The following is a 23800-nucleotide window of genomic DNA, read 5'->3' as shown; positions in this document are numbered from 1 at the left end:
GTATCGTGAATAGGACTTTTAAGCCTGCTTTTAGGAGGTTCTTAGTTCTATTGGCAAACTTATTTTTGTTTCTATAATTAAATAGGGAAGTCTCCTTGTATTTAAATAACTATGAAAAAGAATTTACTCATTTTTGCCTTCTTAGTATCATTTCTTAACTGTAATTTATATTCACAGAATAAAGTAATGATACCCTATCAGCCTTCAAAATCCGAAATTTTAGAACGATATAAAAAAGCGCTTTTGCTTGATGCAGCAGTAAAAAATACAGTCTTTAAGACCAGTATTAGAGCGCAATGGCAAAGTGATCAAAAATCATTTTGGTATTCGAATGTTTTAAAAGATAGTCTTATCGAATACATCTTGGTTGATGCAGAAAAAGGAACAAAAAGTATCTTATTTGATGAACCTAAATTAAGATCTGCGATAACCAATTTCAAACAAAAAAAAATCCCTCAAAAAAGCCTTATCATTGACAGTATAAATTATGATGCAAAAACGAGTTCAATAGCTTTAAAATATGATAAAGACTATTATCAGGTAAAGCTTTCAGATTATAGTATTCAAAAAATCAATTATCTGCCTAAAGATATTACGAAATATCCGAGTCTAAATAGACAATGGCAAAGATGGAATTCTTTTCAGACAGATAGTATTTCTCCAAATAAAAAATGGCTTGCTTTTATAAAAGATAATAATGTTTTTATAAAGCCAATTGCTGGCGGAGATGCGATTCAATTTACAAAAGACGGTACAAAAGAAAAACCATACGGTTCTCTAGCATGGGCGCCAGACAGCAAATATATTGTAGGTTATCATATTACTCCTTTTACCGATTTACCAGTTCATTATGTTTTAACATCGGTAGCCAATACAACTCGAGGCGAATTGCATTCACAGCCTTACAAACAGCCGGGAGATCCTTTTACAGCTTATGAAATGTTCTTGTTTCATGTTGAAAGTAAAAAAACAGCAAAAATAAACACGCCAATTATTGATTTTTTTGATGCTCCAGAATTACACTGGAGAAAAGATAATCCTAATTATTTCACTTTCGAAAAAGTAGATCGTGGCCATCAAAGATTTAGAATTTTTGAAGTGAATGCTCAAACTGCTGAAACCCGTTCTGTAGTCGATGAAAAAGCAAAGACTTTTATTTACGAATCAAGATTGTTTACGCATTATCTAAAAGAAAGTAATGAAATTGTTATGTCTTCAGAAAAAGACGGTTGGAGACATTTATATTTAATTGATGCAATATCAGGTAAGGAAAAACAAATTACTAAAGGAGAATGGGTTGTACGAAGCATAGATAGCATTGACGAAAAGAAAAGACAAATATGGTTTTCGGCAAGCGGAATGAACTCAAACGAAGATCCATATTATCTTCATAATTACCGAATAGGTTTTGATGGTAAGAAATTAGTAAATCTTACTCCTGCGAAAGGGAATCATATTGTTGCTTTTTCGAAAAATAAACAATACTACATAGATTCTTATTCAGAGCCTAATGTGGCAACGATTATAGAACTTCACCGCACTTCCGACGGAAAAAAAATAACGGATCTTGAAAAATCAGATGCTACGGGTTATCTCGCCACAGGAATGTATTTGCCAGAACCTTTTCATGCAAAAGGGAGAGATGGCATTACAGATATTTGGGGAATAATATGTCGTCCCGCAGATTTTGATCCGAATAAAAAATATCCTGTTATTGAAAGTATTTATGCAGGCCCACAGGATTCTTTTGTTCCCAAAAACTTTATGGATCGCTATACGACCGAGATGCAGAGTCTAGCTCAGTTAGGCTTTATAGTGGTACAGATTGACGGAATGGGAACAGCAAATAGATCAAAAGCTTTTCATGATGTCTGCTGGAAGAATTTGAAAGACGCAGGTTTTGAAGATCGAATTCTATGGATTAAAGCTTTGGCAAAAAAATATCCGTATGTTGATGATTCTAGAGTTGGATTATACGGTACTTCTGCCGGAGGGCAAAATGCTTTAGGCGGCTTATTATTTCATCCAGAATTTTATAAAGCTGGAGTAGCGGCTTGTGGCTGTCATGATAATCGAGTTGATAAACAATGGTGGAATGAGCAATGGATGGGATATCCTGTTGGAGAACATTACCATGAGCAATCTAATGTGACTAATGCTGGAAAACTTACAGGAGATGTATTATTAGTGATTGGAGAAGCCGATGAAAACGTACCGCCAGAATCTACATATCGCGTTGCTGATGCTTTGATAAATGCGGGAAAGACTTTCGAATTTCTGCCTTTGCCAGGCGTTGGCCATAGTGATGGCGGACCTTATGGAAGACAAAGAAAACGTGATTTTTTTGTAAAACATTTATTAGGAGTAGATCCTCCAAGCCGAAATAGTAATGAACTAAATCAATAAAAACTCGGAGTCTTTAACTATACCAAAATACCACAATGATTAAAACCAAAAAAAATAGAACCAGTTATTTTTTCTTAATATTCATTTTAATTGTTTTAAGATCGGCTTCCTCTTTTGGGCAGAATTTCAGTTCAGATTTGTATTTGCAAACCAGCGAAGTAAACAATACAATGGTCCATTATGAGGCTGATAAAGGAAGTATTATGCGTTTTTATGCAACAAATAGCAATGCAGATACTTTTGGAGTACAATATAGTGAAGGCAACTACAATACTCCTGAAAGAAGAACCCGACGTTTGCAATTAATTTTAGATTATAAAAAGGTACTTGAAGGATTAAATTTCGACGCCATGAACATTAATGGCAAAGTAGATTATATTTTGTTTAGCAGAAATTTAAGCAGCGAGAAATATGAATTACAACAGCAGCAAAAATTATACGATAAGATAAAAACCTATTTTTCTTTTGATGAAAAAATTTATGCCTTAGAAAAACCACGCCGAAGAGGTTTAAAAGTTAATGGAGAAACAGTAGCAAAAGAGTTAGAAGACTTACGAATTGCAATCAAAGAGCAAATCAAAAAAGTCGAAAAAATAGAAGGTTTAGATAAAGCTTCTTCAGAATTTGCTGTTTTAAATACTAAAGGTTTACAGGAAATTTTGAAGAATTATTTTGACTTTTATAACGGTTATGACCCGTTGTTTTCTTGGTGGGTTCCTAAAACTTATACTGAAGTTGATGCAGCTTTGACAGAATATGCAATTCTGTTAAAATCAAAAAGAAAAGACACTAGTACGCAAAAAGACGATGGAAGCGGTATTGTTGGAAATCCAATAGGAAGAGAAGAGTTAATTCGCCAGTTGCAAACAGAATTTATACCTTATTCGCCAGAAGAATTGGTTGCTATTGCCAATAAAGAATTTGCTTGGTGCGATGCAGAATTATTAAAAGCTTCACGCGAAATGGGTTTTGGAGACAATTGGAAAGCGGCGCAGGAGAAAGTTAAAAATTCTTTTGTTGCTCCTGGAGACCAACCACAGGCAATGCTGGACTTATACAATCAGTCGGTAGATTTTTTAAAACAGAACAATCTTTTGACTATACCGCCAATTGCTGAAGAAAGCTGGCGAATGTATATGATGTCGCCCGAAGCACAAAAAATAAATCCGTTTTTTCTCGGTGGGGAATCCCTTATAATCTCTTATCCAACTAGTTCGATGTCTTATAGTGAGAAGATGATGAGTATGCGCGGAAATAATCCCAATTTTTCAAGAGCGACCATTCATCATGAATTAATTGCAGGTCATCATTTACAGCAATTTATGCGAGATCGATACAAAGCGTATCGTCATTTTGATACTCCATTTTGGGTTGAAGGAAACTCATTATACTGGGAAATGCTGTTATGGGATTTGAAATTTCCTAAGACGCCTCAAGATAAAATCGGAATGTTGTTTTGGAGAATGCATCGATGCGCTCGAATTATTTTTTCTTTAAATTATCATTTAGGAAAATGGAGTCCGCAACAATGTATTGATTTTCTAGTTGATCGAGTAGGACACGAACGTGCAAACGCAGAGGGTGAAGTACGAAGATCATTTGTTGGTGGTTATAGTCCGTTATATCAAATTGCATATATGCTGGGCGGATTGCAGTTTACTGCCTTAAAAGAGGAATTAGTAACAAGCGGAAAAATGACTTATCAGCAATATCATGATGCTATTTTGAGAGAAAATGCAATGCCGATTGAATTATTAAGAGCCTTATTAACCAATCAGCCTTTGCAGAGAGATTTTAAAACCAGTTGGAAATTTTACAAACTTTAATTTAGATATAAGCACATTTATGAAACAGGTAGTAGTAATAGGCGGAGGAATTATAGGACTTAGTTCGGCATTTTATTTACAGCAAAGTGGCTGTAAGGTAACGGTTATTGATAAAGACAATTTTGAAAACAATTGTTCCTATGGGAATTTAGGATACGTTTGTCCGAGTCATTTTATACCATTGGCAGCACCAGGAATTGTTTGGCAGGGATTCAAATGGATGTTTAATTCTAAAAGCCCTTTTTACGTTAAGCCTTCATTTAATAAAGCATTGCTAGATTGGGGAATTAATTTTGTAAAAAGCGCCACAGAAACAAATGTTGCTAAAGCCGCTATTCCGCTGAGAGATATATCATTATTGAGTCAGAATGAATTTTTGGAATGGAAAAAAATTCCAGGATTCGAATTTGCTTACGAACATAAAGGGATGTTAGAGGTTTTTCAAACAGAAGCTGTTGCTAAACACGCTGAACATACTGTTTGGAAAGCCAGAGAATTAGGTTTGGATGTTAATTTGTTGGATTATGAAGCGTTACAGGCTTTAGAACCTCAGACAAAAATAAATGCAATTGGAGCTGTTCAGTTTAATTGCGACGCGCATATTTATCCGAATAAATTAATGAAGGTTTTAAAAGAACATTTATTAGCAAATGGTGTTCAGTTTCAATCAGGAGAAACTGTTGTTGCTTTTGAGAAGCAGAATAATGCTGTGACAAAAGTAATTACCAATAAACAATCTTATGATGCAGATGAAATTGTAATTGCGACAGGAGCATGGACTAAAGAAATTGCTGCTTTAGTGAATGCTAAAGTCTCTTTAATGCCTGGAAGAGGTTATTCGATAACATTAGAAGATTCGGCTTATAAAGTAAATCACCCGATGATTCTGGCAGAAGGCAGAGTTGCAATTGCGCCAATGGATGGAAACAAAATTAGATTTGGAGGTACAATGGAAGTTGTGCCAACAAGCGAAAAACCGCAATATCATCGTATTAATGGCGTACTAAACGCAGTTAAAGATTTCTTACCAGAATTTAATATTCAAAAACCATCTGATGAAGATATTTGGTACGGTTACAGACCATGTTCTGCTGATGGGCTTCCATATATTGGCAGAATAAAAAAATACAATAATGTTGTTGTTGCAACCGGACATTCCATGATGGGATTAAGTCTTGGTCCGGGAACAGGAAAATTGGTTTCAGAAATAGTAAATAGAAAAACTACAAGTATCGATATAGATGCTTTTGAAGTAGAAAGGTTTGGGTAAATGCAGCTTCTAAAACAGATTTTCATTCAAAAACAAAAAACAAAAACAAGGAAATATGGAATCAACAACCGAAAAAAATAATTTCAAAAGATCATTAGGATTATTAGATGCCACAATGATTGTTGCTGGTTCTATGATTGGATCGGGAATTTTCATTGTTAGCGCAGATATAATACGTAATGTAGGATCAGCAGGCGCCTTAATATTAATTTGGTTATTTACTGGTTTTCTCACAATAGCAGCAGCTGTAAGTTATGGAGAATTGAGCAGTATGTTTCCTAAGGCCGGCGGACAATATGTTTATTTAAAAGAAGCTTTCAATTCACTTACAGGTTTTTTGTACGGTTGGAGTTTTTTTGCTGTGATACAAACAGGTTCTATCGCAGCGGTTGGTGTTGCTTTCAGTAAATTTGCTGCTTATGTTTTTCCTTCCTTAAGCGAAAAAAATATTATCATAGATTTAAGTTTTTTACAAATATCTGCAGCGCAATTGACCTCAATAATTTTAGTTGTTTTTCTTACCTATGTTAATACGAGAGGTGTTAAAGAAGGAAAAATAATTCAAACCATTTTTACAATGGTAAAGTTAATTGCATTGTTCGGACTTATCATTTTTGGTTTTACTCTTGCAGCAAAAGCTGATATCTGGAAAGCAAATTGGAGTACAGGTTTTGCTGTAAATAAAATAGAAGGAAATACGCTGGTTCCTTACTCGGGATTTGCTATAATGGGAGCTTTAGCGGCAAGTCTTGTCGGAAGTTTATTTAGCAGTGATTCTTGGAATAATGTCACGTTTATTGCGGGTGAAATAAAAAATCCTTCTAAAAATATTGGAAGAAGCCTTTTCTTAGGAACTTTGATTGTGACCTTAATTTACATTGCAACAAATTTGATGTACTTATCTGTTCTTTCGATAAACGAAATTGCAAATGCAGAGAACGATCGTGTAGGCGTTGTGGCATCTCAGCATATTTTTGGAAGTTCAGGAACATACATTATCGCAATATTATTAATGATTTCTACTTTTGGATGCAATAACGGATTAATACTTTCGGGCGCGCGTGTTTATCATACGATGGCTAAAGACGGATTGTTTTTTAAAAAACTGGCTCATTTAAATAAAAACGGAGTGCCAGAAAAAGCACTATGGATTCAATGTATTTGGGCATCAGTACTTTGTCTAAGCGGAAAATATAATGAGCTCTTAGATTATGTAATATTTGTTGTTTTAATATTTTACATTTTAACAATTGCAGGAATTTTTAGACTTCGAAAAACAAAACCAGATTTAGAACGTCCATACAAAGCGATTGGTTATCCAATACTTCCTTTTATTTATATCGTTGCGGCTTTAACTATTTGTATTATGCTGTTAATTTATAAATACAATTCTTCGATTCCAGGATTGGCAATTGTGCTTTTAGGAATTCCTATTTATTACTATTTTGTAAATAAAGGCAATAAATAAAAAATTATGAAGTCTCTTTTATCATACAATAAAGAAAGAAAATCGTTTGTTTTTTTACTTTTATTTTCTGTTTTCTTGGGAGTTGCTCAATCTGCGATTTCACAGACTAAACAGCCAGTTTTGCAATATGTAGTTTCGATGCCAAATCCTGAAAATCATTATTTTCATGTAGAATTACATTGTAGTGGCTGGCAAGATGAAACGATCGATTTTAAAATGCCAAACTGGATGCCAGGTTATTATCAATTGATGAATTACAGTAAAATGGTCGAAAATTTTACGGCAAAGTTCGATAATAAAAATATAGCTGTAAAAAAGCTAAACGAAAATAGCTGGCAGATTAAGACGGTAAAAAACAAACCGTTTACTTTAAGTTATGATGTTAAAGCCGATAAGCAGTTTGTAGCTAATAGTTATCTGGATGGATCACACGCTTACATAATTCCAAATAGTTTATTTGTCTACATTAACGAACATCTAAATATGCCAGTTTTTGTAAAAATAAACGGAATTAAAAAAGACTTTAAAATTGCAACTGGTTTAGAAACTGTTGCTGGAAAATCAAATGAATTTACTGCTCCTGATTTTGATACTTTATATGATTGTCCAATATTAATCGGAGATTTAGAAGAATTGCCCTCTTTTAAAGTCAACGGAATCGAACACCGATTTATAGGATATAAAATGGGTGAATTTGATAAAGTAAAATTTATGGACAATCTAAAAAAGGTTGTAGAATCGGCTGTTGCGATAATTGGTGATATTCCTTATAAACAATATACATTTATAGGAATTGGACCAGGACAAGGTGGAATCGAACATCTTAATAATACAACTGTAAGTTTTGATGGCTCAGATTTGGATAAACCTGAGGCAATGAACAGAATGATGAGTTTTTTAGCGCATGAATATTTTCATCATTACAATGTTAAAAGAATCAGACCTTTTGAACTGGGACCTTTTGATTATGATCAAGGAAGCAAAACAAATCTATTATGGGTAAGTGAAGGTTTATCTGTTTATTATGAATATTTAATTGTAAAGAGAGCGGGACTTGTAAATACTCAAACCTTATTTAATGATTTAGAAAACAGTATCAATGCTTTTGAAAATTCTCCAGGACGAAATTTTCAATCTTTAACTCAGGCAAGTTTTGAAACTTGGAATGATGGGCCTTTTGGAAAACAAGGAGAAAATGCTGATAAATCTATTTCTTATTATGATAAAGGACCAGCTGTTGGTCTTGTTTTGGATTTTGCTATTCGTAAAGCAACCCAAAATCAAAAATCTTTAGATGATGTAATGCGCCTTTTATATTGGCAGTATTATAAAAAATTGCAGCGCGGATTTACAGATGCTGAATTTCAAGAATCTTGTGAAAAGATAGCTGGCTGCTCATTAAAAAATATCTTCGAGTACGTTTATACAACAAAAGCAATTGACTATAATAATTACCTACAATATGCAGGTTTGATATTGAAAGAGAATTTTGACGTAGTTTCTAAAACTAGAAAATTTTCCTTTCAGATTCTGGAATCAAATTCAAATGATCAAAAAAATATATTGAGCCACTGGTTAGAGAAGTAGAGTTAATATGATAATGCTAAAAAGCCCATCAAAAATTAATGAAAATTAATTGTGATGGGCTTCGATTTTTATCAAAATCTCGATTTTTTGAAAAAATCTTACAACTTGATCATTTTGTAAGTATTGTTTTGCTGTTTTTTTAAGGTATTTTAAAATTAAGTGATTTTTATTGTGTAGAATTAACATAATTTTTTTTAATAATATTTTTTTTATTCTGTTTTGATTGAAAAAACATAATAACAGGATAATATAATACAGCTTTCGGATAAATTGTTGGCTTTCCTAAGATTGGTTATCATTTAACTTTACAAGTGTTTAAAATACACAATTAACCTACAGTGTATTAAAAAAGTATTTTTTTAACCAAACAAAAACCAAAAAACCAAAAAGCTATGAATTTTACTAACCATTCAGTATTGCAAAATTTTGGAAATAAAATGTTGAAGAAAAAACTGGGATTTGCCATTTTTTTTCTTTTGACGGTTTTAACTTCCGTTGCACAAACAAAGATTAAAGGTTCTATAAAAGATATTCATGGAGTGCCTATTGCGGGTGTATCAATTATAGAAAAGAATGTATCTCAAAATCATGTATTATCAGATTTTGATGGTAATTTCCAGATGACACTTCAAAAACCAAATTCTAAATTGGTTGTTTCTTATGTAGGGTTTGTATCCCAGGAAGTTACGGTTTCAAATAATACAGTAGATGTAGTGTTGCTCGAAAGTGTCGAACAATTATCAGACGTTGTTGTAGTTGGATATGGTACGCAAAAAAAATCAAGAGTTACAAGTGCTATTGCCAGTATCAAAGAAAAAGATTTTACGAGAGGAGCAATTAGAGATGCTTCAGATCTTATAAAAGGAAAAGTTGCTGGTTTGACGATTAGCACTGGTTCTGGAGATCCTTCTGCCGCTCCAAATATTTCGTTACGTGGAGTATCTTCTTTAAAAGGCTCAACTACTCCTTTGGTTTTAATTAATGGTGTGCCTGGTGGAATCGATACTGTTTCTCCTAATGAAATTGCTTCTATTGATGTATTGAAAGATGCTTCGGCAGCGGCAATTTATGGGACAAGAGGTGCTAATGGGGTAATTTTAATTACAACAAAAAACGTCAATAAAGAGATGCAGCCCACAATGACGTATTCTACTTTTACTACTGTGTCTAATTTTGCTAAAAAAGCAGATTTTTTAGATGCGAATGGACTAAGAAGTTTGATGTCACAAGGTGTTAAAGTTCCTTTTACAGATGAAGGTGCTACGACAGATTGGTTAGATGAAATTTCAAGAAGCGGATTTGCTCAAAATCATAATTTAGACCTTAAAGGAGGAACTGCAAAAACGAATTATACTGTAAACTTAAATTACGTAAATCAAACAGGAGTTTTCAATGGAACATTTAATAAAGAATATCGATTCTCATTTGATGTGAATCATAGAATGTTCAATGATAGATTAAAAATTAATTTGAATTTATTGAATGGGACTCAAAAAATGGGAATTTCTCCTGACACAGCAGGTTATGCTTACAGACAAGCTATGATTAGAAATCCTACCGCTCCTGTTTATAACGATGATGGAACTTATGCAGAAACAAATAGATTTCAGTATTATAATCCAGTTGCAATCTTAAATGAAACAAAACAAGACAGACAAAGCACTTGGCAGAGGTTTACAGCCAATTTAACACTAGATTTATTGCCAGGATGGGATGTAAGCGCTTTGCTTGCTAAAAATAAAAATTCAGGGTTAGATGGGTATGCTGAAACTAAAAAACATTATTCGAATACCATAAACGGAAGAAATGGAGTTGCTTCAAGAACTACTGGGCAAACAGATAGAGATTATGTGGAGCTTACTTCTAAATACAATAAGAAAATCGATAAACACGAATTTACATTGCTTGGTGGTTACAGTTATCAATATACTGTGAATGAAGGTTTTTCTGCTTATAATTTTGATTTCCCTACTGACGCTTTCTCTTATAATAATTTAGGAGCAGGGAATGCGCTTTCTGACGGAAAAGCATCTATGGGAAGTTATAAAAATGATGATAAATTAATTGGTTTCTTCGGAAGAGCAAATTACAATTTTGATAACAAATATGATGTATTGTTCAGTATCAGAAGAGAAGGTTCTTCTAAGTTTGGAGAAAATCATAAATGGGGTAATTTTCCAGCTGTTTCAGCAGGATGGAGCATCAACAAAGAGTCTTTCTTAAGCGAGGCTACTGCTATAAATAACTTAAAATTAAGAGCGGGTTATGGTGTTACAGGAGTAATTCCTGGCGAATCTTATTTGTCTCAAACTTTATATAATTACGACGGCTATTTCTTTAATGATGGAAAATGGGTAAAAGGTTTAGTGCCAGCAAGTAACCCGAATCCTGATTTACGTTGGGAGAAAACAGCTGAGGTAAACATAGGGGTTGATTTTGGTTTCCTAAATAATAGAATCAGTGGAAGTTTTGATGTTTACAGTAAAAAAACAAGTGATATGCTATGGGATTATAGTGTGCCAACACCTCCATATTTATATTCAAGCATTACTGCAAATGTTGGAAAAATGGAAAACAAAGGTTTTGAGCTTTTGTTAAATATAGTTCCAGTTAAGACCGAGAATTTTATGTGGAATTCTTCTATGACTTTCTCTCACAACAAAAATAAATTGACAAGCCTTTCAAATGATTTGTATAGCATTGATAGAAACTTTATTAACACAGGAGATACAGGAGATCCAATTTCATTTACAACACATAGATTAGAAGTTGGACAATCTATTGGAAATTACTGGGGACTAAAATCGGTTGATATTACAGATGATGGAAAATGGATCATCGAAACTTCAGATGGAACTAGAAAAACACTGACGCCAGATTTATATAATGATGCTAATAAACAGTATTTAGGTAACGGAATACCAAATTATAATGCAGGTTGGACTAATACGTTTACGTACAAAAAATTTGATTTAAGTGTTGTTATGACAGGAGCTTTCGATTATCAAATTTTGAATTCTCAACGTATGTTTTATGAAAATCCGACGATCAATTATAATATGTTGAATTCTGCATTTGATAAAGTATATGATAAAGCAGTTTTAAACTACAACCAAACATATGTTAGTTACTATCTAGAGCAAGGAGATTATGTAAAAGTTGATAATGTAACATTGACTTATAATTTTGATGTTAAACCGTATAAATTCCTTAGCGCAATGCGCGTGTATGCTTCAGCAAATAATTTGGCTGTAATTACAAAGTACAAAGGTTTAGATCCTGAGATTCCAAGAGATAATGTTTTGTCGCAAGGAGTAGATAATAGAGATAAATATCCAACTACAAGAGGTTTTACTTTAGGTTTAAATGTAACTTTTTAAAAAAAATTAAAGATGAAAAATCAAAATATAGTATATAAAATCCTTATTTCTGGCTTGCTTCTTTTAGGAACCGGATGTACAAATTTGGACGAAACAGTTTATGATAAAATAACTGCTGAAGGAACAGTATTGACTGAAGAAGATTTAACGAGCATTATTGCGCCAGCTTATACTTCATTCAGAGGAATTTTTTGGAATTGGGATGGTTTGCACGATTTGTATGAAGAATCATCAGACTGTTTAGTAACTCCGCAGCGAAATGGTATTGGATGGGGAGATTATTACATCACAATGCATCTTCATACGTGGGGATCTACTCTTCCTCATGCAGAAGGTAACTGGAGTTATATGTACACAGGTGTAAACAGTGTAAATAGGGCAATCTATCAAATTGAGCAGATTGAAGGAATTGAAAATAAAGAAAAAGTAATCCAAGAATTAAAAGCCTTAAGAGCAATTTATTATTATTTATTGCTAGATAATTTTAGAAATGTTCCTATTGTGACTTCTTTTATTAATCCTCCGGGATATCTGCCAGTACAAAATACAGGAAAAGAAGTATATGATTTTGTTGAAACTGAATTAAAAACTGCCTTGCCATATTTAAGTGAGGAAAACAATACAAATACTTACGGAAAGGTTACGAAATGGGCGGTTAAGATGACTTTGGCAAAATTATATCTAAATTCAGAAGTATACATTGGCACTCCTAAATGGAATGAGGCTTTAAGTGAAGTAAATGATATTATTAATAGCGGAAAATTTAGTTTAGCAAGTAATTACGCTGATAATTTTAAAATTAAAAATGAAGGTTCTCCAGAAGAAATATTATCTATTCCTTTTGATCAAGTTAAAACAGGAGGAAGTTATTGGCCATTTAAATCATTAGCAGCTCCGAGTCAGGCAACATTTGAAATGAGTGGAGGTCCTTGGAACGGAACTGGAGTAATTCCACAATTTATTGATACTTATGATCCAGATGATCAAAGGTTAACAGATTGTTATTTAGGAGGAAAGCAGTACACAAGCAAAGGAGAGCCAATAATGGTTGATGGAGTGCAATTTGAGTATATTAATTTCATGACAAATGTAAACGGCTGTGAACCAAATGAAGGTTACAGATTAGTTAAATACGAAATAGGTACTGGAGATATAGGACAAACAAGTAATGATGTTCCTTTTTACAGATATACAGATGCCTTAATGATCAAGGCGGAATGTTTGTTACGAACGGGAGATGCTGAAGGTGCTGCTGTAATTGTTTCTCAAATCAGACAAAGGGATTTTAAAAATACAAATCCAAGTAAAGCAACCGTTTCGGGAGCCAAACTAAGTGGAGGAAGTGTTTATAAATACGGAACTTATGAAGCAGGTGTTATTACAAAATTAGAAGGAGGAGCAGATATTCAATACGGAGGTTTCTTGGATGAACTTGGCTGGGAGTTTATTGGCGAAGCACACAGAAAACAAGACTTAATCCGATTTGGAGTTTTTACCAAAAAATCATGGTTTACTCACACGCCAAACGGCGATTTCAGAAGCATTTTACCAATTCCGCAGTCTGAGATTGATACGAATAGTAACTTGACACAAAACCCAGGTTATAATTAAAGTTTTATATAATAATTGAGTTTTTTAGTTTCGATAGGGAGTGAATTAATTTTTGCTTCCTATCTTTTTAAGATCACTCGAAAAGGATTTTTTCTTTGAATTGTAATCATTGTAAGATCTGTTTTTTTATCTTTAGAATTAAATAATTATCCAATAATAAATACGATTTGATTATGGAAATTAAAGTTCACAATTTGCACAACGGTCAAGTAAGAGTCGAAAGATTTCTTCCTTCCAATGAAAATAATAACTTCCGTACATTTTCCTATACTGGAATTGCAAAACCAGTTAAATGTAAAGTCTGGCTTCCTGTATCAAGTTATTTGATAGAACATCCAAAAGGTGTGGTTTTGATTGATCAAATGTGCCATGCGGACATTCATCAAATTAAACGTGATAAGAAAGAGCTTAGTTTTTTTCAAAATCTTATTAATAAACCATTTGTAGAGATTGAAGATATTGTTAGTCAAAAATTAGCAAAAGTAGGCTACAAATCAAATGATATAGATTATTTGATACCAAGTGATCTTCCTTCAGATTATTCAAGAGGATTGAATTATTTGAAGAATGCAAAAACAATCATGATAAGTGATCTTCAATGGAATACTGAAGAAATAGAAAAACAAGCGAGTTTAGCAACTAAAAAGTGGAATGACCTAAATGTTCAAAAATATAGTTTTTCGAAAACAGGAATAGGTCCGCAAGGTTTGTCTTATGATTTGTTTGGTGATCGTACAGTTGTTTTAGTAAGCACACCAGAATATAGTTCAGGAGCAGTAACTGTAATTATAGACAATAATACTAACTGTTGATTAATTTAAAACTTTAAAAAACATAGCCTTTAAATATAACGTTTAAAGGCTATGTTTTTTAAAGTTTCTTTTTGAAACTTCATTTGGCATAGAAAGAAGGATTGCTACTTACATCTTATCCCACTTTTATACTGCATTTCTTAATATTTTTTTTCTTTATTGCGCCACGATTCTGCTATGAATTTTTTATGTGTTTTTATTCATATTGAAAGTTCCAGACTGGTTAAAAAACGTTTAAATTTACGATATAATTCTTTAATTGTTAAAAGGCTCTTTTTTATGATATACGATAAAGAATGATTTTAATTTTATAAGATTTGATTATCAATAGCTCTTGTTTTGTTGTTAAAAAGGTCTCAGTTTTAGTTTTTTAATTCTAAATAATCAAATTTGAAACTGTTTATAAAATGTTGCTTTTAATTTTATCTAATTTTGAACTTACTCTTACGATTTTCATATATAATGAGCCGATTAATTTACATATTATTTATTTCAGCTAGTTTTTATATTTATCCGCAATCTTCAACAAAAGAGCTGATAGATAGCCTAAACACGATCAATAATCCTGCTCGCAAGGCCGATTTGTGCTGTAAAATAGCATTAAAATTAAACAAAACAGATTGGGAAAGAGCTGTTAAGTATATAGAACTGGCCGAAACTGAAGCAAAAAAAACAGAGAAACCAAATGAAATTTTAGCTGTTGTATATACAGCAGCTGGAAATCTTTACGACTCAAAAGATGTTTTGGATGTGGCGTTGCAATACTATTTGAAGGCTTATGATATTTATAAAGAAAAAAACAATCCTGCAGAAATTGCCAGCGCAGAAAACAATCTAGCCATTTTGTATGCAAAAAGCAATAATCAGGAAAAAGCCCTTAAATTTTTCTCGCATGTATATAAGTATCAGAAAGCTAAAAATGATTCGACAAAACTGGTTAAGATTCTAAATAATATTGGAACAATCTATCTCGACAAAAATGCGGACTCTTCTTTGCACTATTATCAAAAGGCACATTTGATAACCGAAAAGCTGAAAAACAATACTTTAACAGTATATATTTATACCAATTTAGCAAGGACTTATGCTAAAAAGAAAGATAAGAAGAATGCCGATCTTTATTTTGAAAAGGCTTTTTCTTTGGTTAGTTCAAACATCGATAATTCATTAAAATCATTTGTGTATGAATCTCTTTCGCAATATAATTTGGAAGAAAATAAATGTGATGCTGCCATTGTAAATGCGAAAAAAGCTTTTGAATTTAATAAAGATAAGCCTTTTGGTTTTTCGAATATGAGATTAAATAAAATGCTTTATGAAGCTTATTTAAAAAAAGCAGATTATAAGAATGCGGTTTATTATTTTCAGGAATACAATAAAATCAGTGACAGCATAAATATTGAACAGAAAGCTGTAAACCTTGAAAGAATTAAGCTTGAACAAGATTATAAAGTTAGAAGTCAGATAAGAACACTCGTCGAAGAGAAAACCAGATTTAAATATTATGTTGTCGGATTAATATTGGTTGTTGGAATATTAGTGCTCATTATTTTATTAATTCGATATCGAAATAAGCACATCAAAAATCAGTTGGAGCAGGAGAAATTAAAAGCCAAACAGCAGGAACTCAAACAAAGTCTTGAAGCCAAGAACATGGTTTTGGTTGGCAAAGCAATGTCTGAAATTCATCGTACAGACAACATCAATGAAATTCTGACAGATCTTAAAAAGATCAAACTCAAAACGCCAAATAAAGAATTACAGCAAGCAATAGATATTGTTTTAAAACGTCTAGAAAAAGATTTAAATACTGATATCTGGAAAGAATTTGAAATTAGTTTTGAGCAGGTTCATAAATCTTTCTTCGATAAATTGACCATAGATTATCCGACACTTACTCCAAAAGAGCGCCGTCTTTGTGCGCTACTATATTTAGATTTAACTACAAAAGAGATTTCTCAAATCACTGGGCAATCGTTTAAATCAATAGAAAATGCCCGCACCAGACTGCGTAAAAAGTTCGATTTGACCAACGAAAAAGTAAATCTTTCCACTTATCTGAACAGTTTTAAAGGCGATTCATTGTAAAATAATTTCAAATGTAACTATTTGATATAGTTGTTTTTATTTTAAAATGAGTGTTTTTTTAGTGATGCATTTTAGCCTGCGAGTGTTTTTGCAATAGTCCTTTTTTTCTGAGTCTGATACTGCTATTCTACATTTACCAAACGATTATAAAATACGTTTGGATGGACACAAAGAAAAATGAACCGAATAAAAGTTTAGATGAACTTTTGGAGGAAACAAAAACAAAAAAGAGCGCACTCTTAAAAATTCTACAGAAAATAACAAAAACCGGATCTAAGAATCAATCGCCAAATTGATTTTTGGACGAGGCTTTTGCGCTTTTGTGCGAACGAATAGAGCGCAAACTATGAACTAAAAATGCCTTAATACTAATCTAAAAATTTTAAAAAATGAACCAAACCTACTCAAACCCTAGGTATTTGTTTCTTTTGTTGGGTTTCTTAGTCTGTTCCGTCGGAATGGCTCAGTCACCTTTACCAAAAAACAAATCGGCCAATGCGCAGACGGCCATACAATCGCCAAGCGCCAATCAGAAAAAAGATCAGGTTTTTCAAAAAACAACAGATCAAAACAGTAATCAGAATGATGATCCTACTGTTTTATTAACTCAAAAGAGTGTAAACGGAACCACACTTTCGCAAGAAGAAAGTGATGCGGTAAATCAGCGATTAAAGGCTAGCCAGAAATTTTTTGACAAAAGCCAAAGAGCTGCAACAGCCAAAAATGTGCAGATTTCAGACACTACAAAAGTGAAGTCTTTTGCAAAGTCCGCAAAATTGACGTCTAGAAATATATTTGAAGTTAAAAAAGACGCTTTCGAGTTATCGGGTTCAGATAGAATGCAGTTAAAATCGGTTTCAGATAAGCACGGACGAACTTTGGCTACGTATCAGCAACTGCACAATTCTGTTCCTGTAGAAGGAGCTATTTTCAAGGTTAGAGAAGATAAATCTAAGATTGATGCATTTGGTGCGGTGAGCAAAAAGCTGCCAGCCAGCAGTAATTATAAAGTAAATGCTTCGACGGCTTTGCAAAATGCATTAAATACGGTAAATGCTAAAGAATATGTTTGGCAGAGCAAAAAGTTATCTTCTTTAGTGCATAAAAAAATTAGCACAAAACCAGAAGGAGAATTGGTTTATGTTGGACCAAATTTCTCTTCAGAATTGACAGAATATCATTTGGCTTGGAAGTACGATATTTTCGCTACAAATCCGCAATCAAGTCAGACGATTTATGTAGATGCTAATACAGGAAAAGTAATCTTAAAAATCGATTTAAGCAGAGATCTTCGCTCGTCTTCTTCGCCTTCTGCTGACGGAAGAGCTGCCATTGGTAAAGGAAAAGCCAGATTTGCAGGAGATGTTACTTTTGGCACAACACAATATGCAGATGGTTATAGATTGGAAACTTTATTAGGAAAATATAAAGTGCCGATTTATACTTTAAATATGAATCATGCAGAACACGCATCTGATGAAGTTTTGACAGAGTATATCGATGAAGACAATAATTGGAATGATTTATACAATAAAGATCACGATGAAGCGGCAATCGATATTCATTGGGGATTGCAAAAGACGTTGAATTATTACGAAGAAAAATTTAACCGTAATAGTGTCGATGATAAAGGAATGACCATTTTTGGTCTTGCGCACTTAGGAACCAATGTTCAGAATGCATCTTGGACAGGAGGATGGGCGCAGTTTGGTGATGGAGACAAACAGCCATTTGTAAGTTTAGGAATTACGGGACACGAAATGACGCATGCCGTAACACAATTTTCTGCAGGTTTAATTTATTTAGGAGAATCTGGAGCAATGAACGAATCGTTCAGTGATATTTTTGGAATTTCGATTGAGCTTTATGCTGGAAAAGATTCTAAAAATGATATCTGGATGCTTGGAGACGAATTGTACAAACACGGAAGTTTAAGAAGTATGGCCAACCCAAAAGCGGCTGGTCAGCCAGATACTTACGGTGGAGAATTTTGGACAAATCCTGCCAATACAAGTGTTGATAATGGAGGTGTTCACCAAAATAGTGGAATTACCAATTATTGGTATTATCTTTTAGTAGAAGGTGGCGAAGGCGTTAATGACTTAAATAACAGTTATAGCGTAAAAGCAATTGGTTTGGAAAAAGCCGAGAAAATTGCCTACACGACACTTACAGAATATTTATCGCCTTCTTCAAATTTCATGGCAATGCGTCAGGCAAGTTTGATGGCTACAGAAGATTTGTACGGATTAGGTTCTGAAGAATACAAGCAAGTAACCAATGCTTGGTATGCAATTGGTGTTGGACCTGCCTATGGAGAAAGACAAATTCTTCTAGTTTCTGTTGAGAATCCTTCGGTTTCATGTGGTCCTTTAAAAGGAGAAGAACCTTTTTATGTAAAAATTAAAAACACAGGAAGCACCGTAATTAAAGCCGACGAAAATTTGAATTTCAAATTAAGAGCAATGGCAAGTGCTTTAGGAAGAATGATTACTTTTTATACTTATGATGGGAAAGTTCCTTTTGCTAAAGATCTAAATCCAGGCGAAGAAGTAGTTTTACCGTTAAAAAGTAAAATTCCATATCAAGGTAACGGAGCAACAAATTATGTAGAAGTAAAAGTAGATTTAAATCCTATAACCGAATTTGGAGCAAAAGAAGGCTATACCTTTATTTCGCCACTTGTTGTTCCTGCAGCGCAAAAAGATTATGATCTTAAAGCAACTTCGCTGAGTATGCCTTATTATACAGGAGGTGTGCTTCCTTCAAACTATCAGTCATCGATGACGATTTTTAATTTAGGTTGTGCTGATATTCCGGCAGGAACGGTACTTAAAGTTGGATATGCTAATACGGCTGCCGGAAGTACAACCATTTGGAAAGATGTTACGCTTGCGGCAGATTTTAAAGGAAATTCAGAAATGACAGTTTCTTTTGATAACACTTTCGATTTATCTGCGGCTGGCCTGCATACTTACGAAGGATTTGTAACATTTGCACAAGACCCAATTACCACAAATAACAGTATTATAAATGCTGCATATAACGGTATTATTACACAGTTTCCATATTCTGAAGGATTTGAAAGAACAGCTGGAGGATGGAATACAAAAGCATTAGCTGGAAACCAAAAGTTTTTATTCCAAAATTATCCTGCATCATTTAGAACCGTTAAATCGCAATATATGTGGGGAATGGTAGATTTTAAAGGAACAGAAAGAATGGGACTTAATTCTGATTTTGTTCTAGAATCTCCAATTTTTGACTTTACCAATGTAGTTTCTCCTTATGTTGAGTTTGATTTGTATTATTTGCTTCATACTGGCTATGACGGATTAGTGGTTGAATATTCTGAAGATAATGGCCAGAACTGGAAAAAAGTTGAAACTGTAAATTATCCAGAAACCAAGCATTTAAATGACTTATTTGATGGAGGATGGTTTACGGGTGTGAACAATAATCTGAAAAAAGATCCTTATCAAATACGTTTAAATGAGCTTGCTGGTAAAAAAGCAGCCATTCGTTTTCGTGTAAAATCAGATGATTATTATGATGGATTTTTAGGGGGATTTATAGACAACATCTTGGTAAGCGATGCTCCTTATGATTTAGAAGTTTTATCTGCAAAACTAGATGCAGGAAAATGTGATATTAATAATAGTAATGTTGCCATAAAAGCTAAGATTACAAACAATTTTGCTACTGCTAGCCAAGTGGTTAATATTACGACTAAAGTTCTTGATGCTACAAAAACGGAGGTATTTTCAAAAACTGAAAAAACAACTTTAAACTTTGCGAAGTTTAAAGACACAATATCATATTCAGTGCCAAATATCAGTTTGAAAAATATTGGAGAGCACACTATTACGGTTTCTGTATTTCCTGAAGATATGGCAAAAGATCTTAAACAAGGAAACAACGCCGTGACGCTTACTTACGATAATTGGAATAATGAAGATATGAAAATCTCTGTTCTTCCTTATAAAATGGATTTTGAAGATGCTTCTAAATACAAAGGATGGAGAACTGCTGAAAATAAAGGTTCTGCAGGCTGGAAACATGGTTTACGTCCAGATTTAGGTTCACCAGGTTGGTTTATTGCAGATCATACCAAATTTATGGCAAGTAACGATGATAAATGCAATTGTGATGCAGCAAACGATATGTTGGTTTCTCCAGTATTTGATTTGACAAATTACAAAACAGCGCATTTAACTTTTGACGGTTTTGGTGATGCTCAGCATCTTTCTGACGGATATGTAAAAGCAAGTACAGATGGAGGAGAAACTTGGAAGGAAGTGTTTAAAATGCCTTATTATGGAAATTGGTGGGAATATGGAGTGGATTTGACCGAATATGCAGGAAAATCTTGTGTTATGATTGCATTCGTCCAAAATGATAACGGATATTTTGCTAATGGTTTTGCGGTAGATAATATCGAAATTAAAGAAACAAAATCGAATGTAAGATTGTCAAATCTAAGTGTTGCAGAAAATGTAAACGAAGATTCAGCTTCTCATGAGTTTGTGGTAAGCGCAAGAAATTCTGCCTACAAACCGATAAATAAAGTTACAATTGAATATCAGATTTCTCAAAACGGTACGGCTGTTGGCGCTCCAGTTTCTTTAGAAAGAAATGATGAAGTACTGGTTGGTCAGACAATTACCTATACAATTGATGGTTTGCCGGAATTGCCAGCAGGAAACTATGAAATTGCAATTAAAGCTTTTACAGCTGACGAACCAAAAGATCAGGCAAAAGTAATAAATGGCACTTTTCAAGTTGTGGCAAAAGCTCCTGAATTAAGCCTTGAAAGTTTCTCTAATGTAACAGCTGGATCATTATTAGGAGCAAATGGATTTGTTTCGAGTATAAGTGACGATAATTATCCGTGGAGAATTGTAACGACTCCAGATAATGCGAACTTAACAGTTCCTAAAAAAGATCATACAGGAGATACTTCTGCAAAAATGCTGTACAGTTCGTTAGAGAATTTATCTTATTATGGAGAATTAATTTCGCCAATGTACAAATTGTCTGATAGCGCTTCTGCCGTAGAATTCTATTATGCAATGCAGAGTAATGTTAATGACATTTTCCTAGTTGATATAAAAGTAGCAGGAGGCGAGTGGACAGAACTTTGGAGAAGAAACAAAGAAGGCAGCTACATAGACACAGAATGGAAGAGAGCTGCATTGAATATTAGTAAATACAGAGGAAAACTGGTAATGTTCCGTTTCAGACATGCAAAAGCAGCTGGATATTCTTATATGGTTTTAGATGATTTAAAAATCTTTAATGATGCCGTTACAGACGTAGCTATGGAGATTTTATCGCCAAAAGACGTTTGCGGAAGTCAAGAATATAAAGTGAAATTGACTAATGAAGGCCAGAATGCCATCAAAGAAAATTCAATTCAGTTGAAGCTAGACTATCTGAACACATCAGAAAGTATTTCAGAAACTGTAGAAGCTGGAATTCCTGTTGGTGAAAGTATTGAATATACCTTTAAAAAACAGCCAAAATTAGACGAAAGCGGAGATTCGCATATATTTAATTTCGCAGCCAAATTAGAAGGAGATATTATTGACCAAAACAATATTATTGAAAATTATAATTATCAAGGAGTTTCAAGTGATTTCAAATTATTTGACAATGCATCAATTCATGGTTATGCTGGAAAAAGTGTTTATATAAACGCAAAAAACAATTTGCTGATCAAAGAGTTAGACGCAGTTTCATACAAATGGAATACTGGAGAAGTAACCAGCGATATTGAAGTAACTAAACCAGGTGATTATATCGTTACGGCAGTTCTTGAAAACGGATGTACATTAACAGAAAAAGTAACGGTGACATTCGATACTTTCAATTCTGAATTGCCAAGCGGTGATGCTTGCGGACCTGAAGTAGTTTTAAATCCAGGAAATTATGCCGCTTACGAATGGTTTGACGGCTCAACAAATCCAACTTTCACTACAACAGAAAGCGGAGATTACTATGTAACAGTTTACAACGAACACGGATTAGGTAAAATTTTTACAACAACTATTAATGTTTTAGAAAATAAAGTACCAGAAATTCAAGCATTAGAAGGAAATAAAATTACAGCTTCTGCTGATGCTGCAGGTTATCAGTGGTATTTAAATGGAAGAATTATCCCGAATGCGACCGAAAAAACAGTTGCAACAATTTGGGAAGGAAGTTATAGTCTTCAAGCAACCAATGCACATGGCTGTACAAGTATGTCTGCTCCAATTGACTCAAAAGGTCTTCTTATTGGAAAACTGACAAATTCTTTCAGAGTATTTCCAAATCCAGCGGCAGACAATGTAAATATCTTCTTGGCTGAAAAAGCTGAAGGCGAAGCTGAAATGAAAATTTACTCTATGGAAGGCAATGCAGTTTGGAGTAAAACTTATTCTGCTGTTCCATCAAGTGTAAATGTAAGCCAGCTGACTACAGGAGTTTACATTTTAGACTGTACGGTTCAAGGTAAAAAGTACACGGCTAAGATTATAAAAAAGTAACAAATTACAGATAGAAAAGGCAGTTCTCATACAGAACTGCCCTTCTTAAAAACAAAAAATACGATGAAAAAATCAAAGCTAATAATCTGCGCGCTGTTAATGTGTGCAGGTGTAATGGCCCAAACCGAAAAGGTAAAGTTGGGTGTAAAAGCAGGTTTAAATATTTCGAGCTTGACATTTGATGAAAACGAATTGGATTCCAAAAGTAAAACAGGATTTACAGCTGGTTTAATGGCAGAAATTCCTTTGGCAAAAAACTTCTCGATACAGCCAGAATTATTGTACAGCCAGCAGGGAATGAAAATTTCGTATTCAGATCCAGACGTTCAAAATTCACATTACAAAAGTACTATTGCCTTAAACTATTTAAACATTCCTGTAATGCTGAAATATTATGTAGTGAAAGGTTTAAGTATTCAAGCAGGACCTCAAGTTGGAATTCTGCTAAAAGCAAATAACAAATATCAAGACAACTTTTTAGGTTATGATAACCATGAAGAAATGGATTTAAAAGATTACTCAAATGGAGTAGACGCTTCTGTAAATTTCGGATTGGGGTATCAGTTTAAAGACAGGTTTTATGCAGATGCAAGATATAATTTGTCTTATACCAATGTGTTTAAAGATGTAACAGCAAACACAAATTATATTATTAACAGTGACATGAAGAATAAAGTTTTTCAAATAACGATCGGTTATTTTTTTAAATAGAGTTAGTAACACCTTCATAACTGTTTAAAAACCACTCCGAAAAGGAGTGGTTTTTTGTATGTAAATTATTTATTTTCAGCAATTTAAATATTAAAATGAATTTAAAGTAGG

Annotated in this window: 11 protein-coding genes; all 11 read left to right on the top strand. The window is 33.4% G+C overall.

The genetic code is table 11. The features are described from left to right. Window positions 1-111 precede the first annotated feature (111 nt). Entirely contained in the window at window positions 112-2406 is a 2295-nt protein-coding gene (locus OD917_RS22070; RefSeq protein ID WP_263525536.1) for a S9 family peptidase, read from the top strand. Window positions 2407-2441: 35 nt separating this feature from the next. After that, window positions 2442-4232 carry a DUF885 domain-containing protein gene (locus tag OD917_RS22065; RefSeq protein ID WP_263525535.1) on the top strand — a complete coding sequence of 597 codons (1791 nt, stop codon included), beginning with the start codon at window positions 2442-2444 and terminating at the stop codon, window positions 4230-4232. A 19-nt stretch (window positions 4233-4251) separates the two neighbouring features. Continuing rightward, entirely contained in the window at window positions 4252-5502 is a 1251-nt protein-coding gene (locus OD917_RS22060; RefSeq protein ID WP_263525534.1) for an NAD(P)/FAD-dependent oxidoreductase, read from the top strand. Window positions 5503-5557: 55 nt separating this feature from the next. Then, entirely contained in the window at window positions 5558-6970 is a 1413-nt protein-coding gene (locus OD917_RS22055) for an APC family permease (RefSeq protein WP_263525533.1), read from the top strand. 6 nt (window positions 6971-6976) lie between these two features. Further along, window positions 6977-8557, top strand: a complete 1581-nt coding sequence (locus OD917_RS22050) for a M61 family metallopeptidase (RefSeq protein WP_263525532.1) — start codon at window positions 6977-6979, stop codon at window positions 8555-8557. 392 nt (window positions 8558-8949) lie between these two features. Next, window positions 8950-11937 carry a SusC/RagA family TonB-linked outer membrane protein gene (locus OD917_RS22045; RefSeq protein WP_263525531.1) on the top strand — a complete coding sequence of 996 codons (2988 nt, stop codon included), beginning with the start codon at window positions 8950-8952 and terminating at the stop codon, window positions 11935-11937. 12 nt (window positions 11938-11949) lie between these two features. Further along, the gene (locus tag OD917_RS22040; RefSeq protein ID WP_111287786.1) at window positions 11950-13548 is read left to right on the top strand and encodes a RagB/SusD family nutrient uptake outer membrane protein; all 1599 of its coding nucleotides are present in this window, start codon (window positions 11950-11952) and stop codon (window positions 13546-13548) included. Window positions 13549-13721: 173 nt separating this feature from the next. Then, window positions 13722-14360 carry a hypothetical protein gene (locus OD917_RS22035; RefSeq protein ID WP_263525530.1) on the top strand — a complete coding sequence of 213 codons (639 nt, stop codon included), beginning with the start codon at window positions 13722-13724 and terminating at the stop codon, window positions 14358-14360. 462 nt (window positions 14361-14822) lie between these two features. Further along, the gene (locus OD917_RS22030) at window positions 14823-16448 is read left to right on the top strand and encodes a tetratricopeptide repeat protein (protein ID WP_263525529.1); all 1626 of its coding nucleotides are present in this window, start codon (window positions 14823-14825) and stop codon (window positions 16446-16448) included. 389 nt (window positions 16449-16837) lie between these two features. After that, window positions 16838-22978 (top strand): M4 family metallopeptidase, encoded by a 6141-nt coding sequence (locus OD917_RS22025; RefSeq protein ID WP_263525528.1) that lies wholly within the window; start codon window positions 16838-16840, stop codon window positions 22976-22978. Window positions 22979-23041: 63 nt separating this feature from the next. Next, window positions 23042-23689, top strand: a complete 648-nt coding sequence (locus OD917_RS22020; protein WP_263525527.1) for a porin family protein — start codon at window positions 23042-23044, stop codon at window positions 23687-23689. The last annotated feature ends 111 nt before the right edge of the window (window positions 23690-23800 follow it).

Origin of the sequence: Flavobacterium sp. SH_e (assembly GCF_025717045.1) — a bacterium.
Taxonomy (GTDB): Bacteria; Bacteroidota; Bacteroidia; order Flavobacteriales; family Flavobacteriaceae; genus Flavobacterium.
This window is presented reverse-complemented; position numbering and strand designations above follow the sequence as displayed.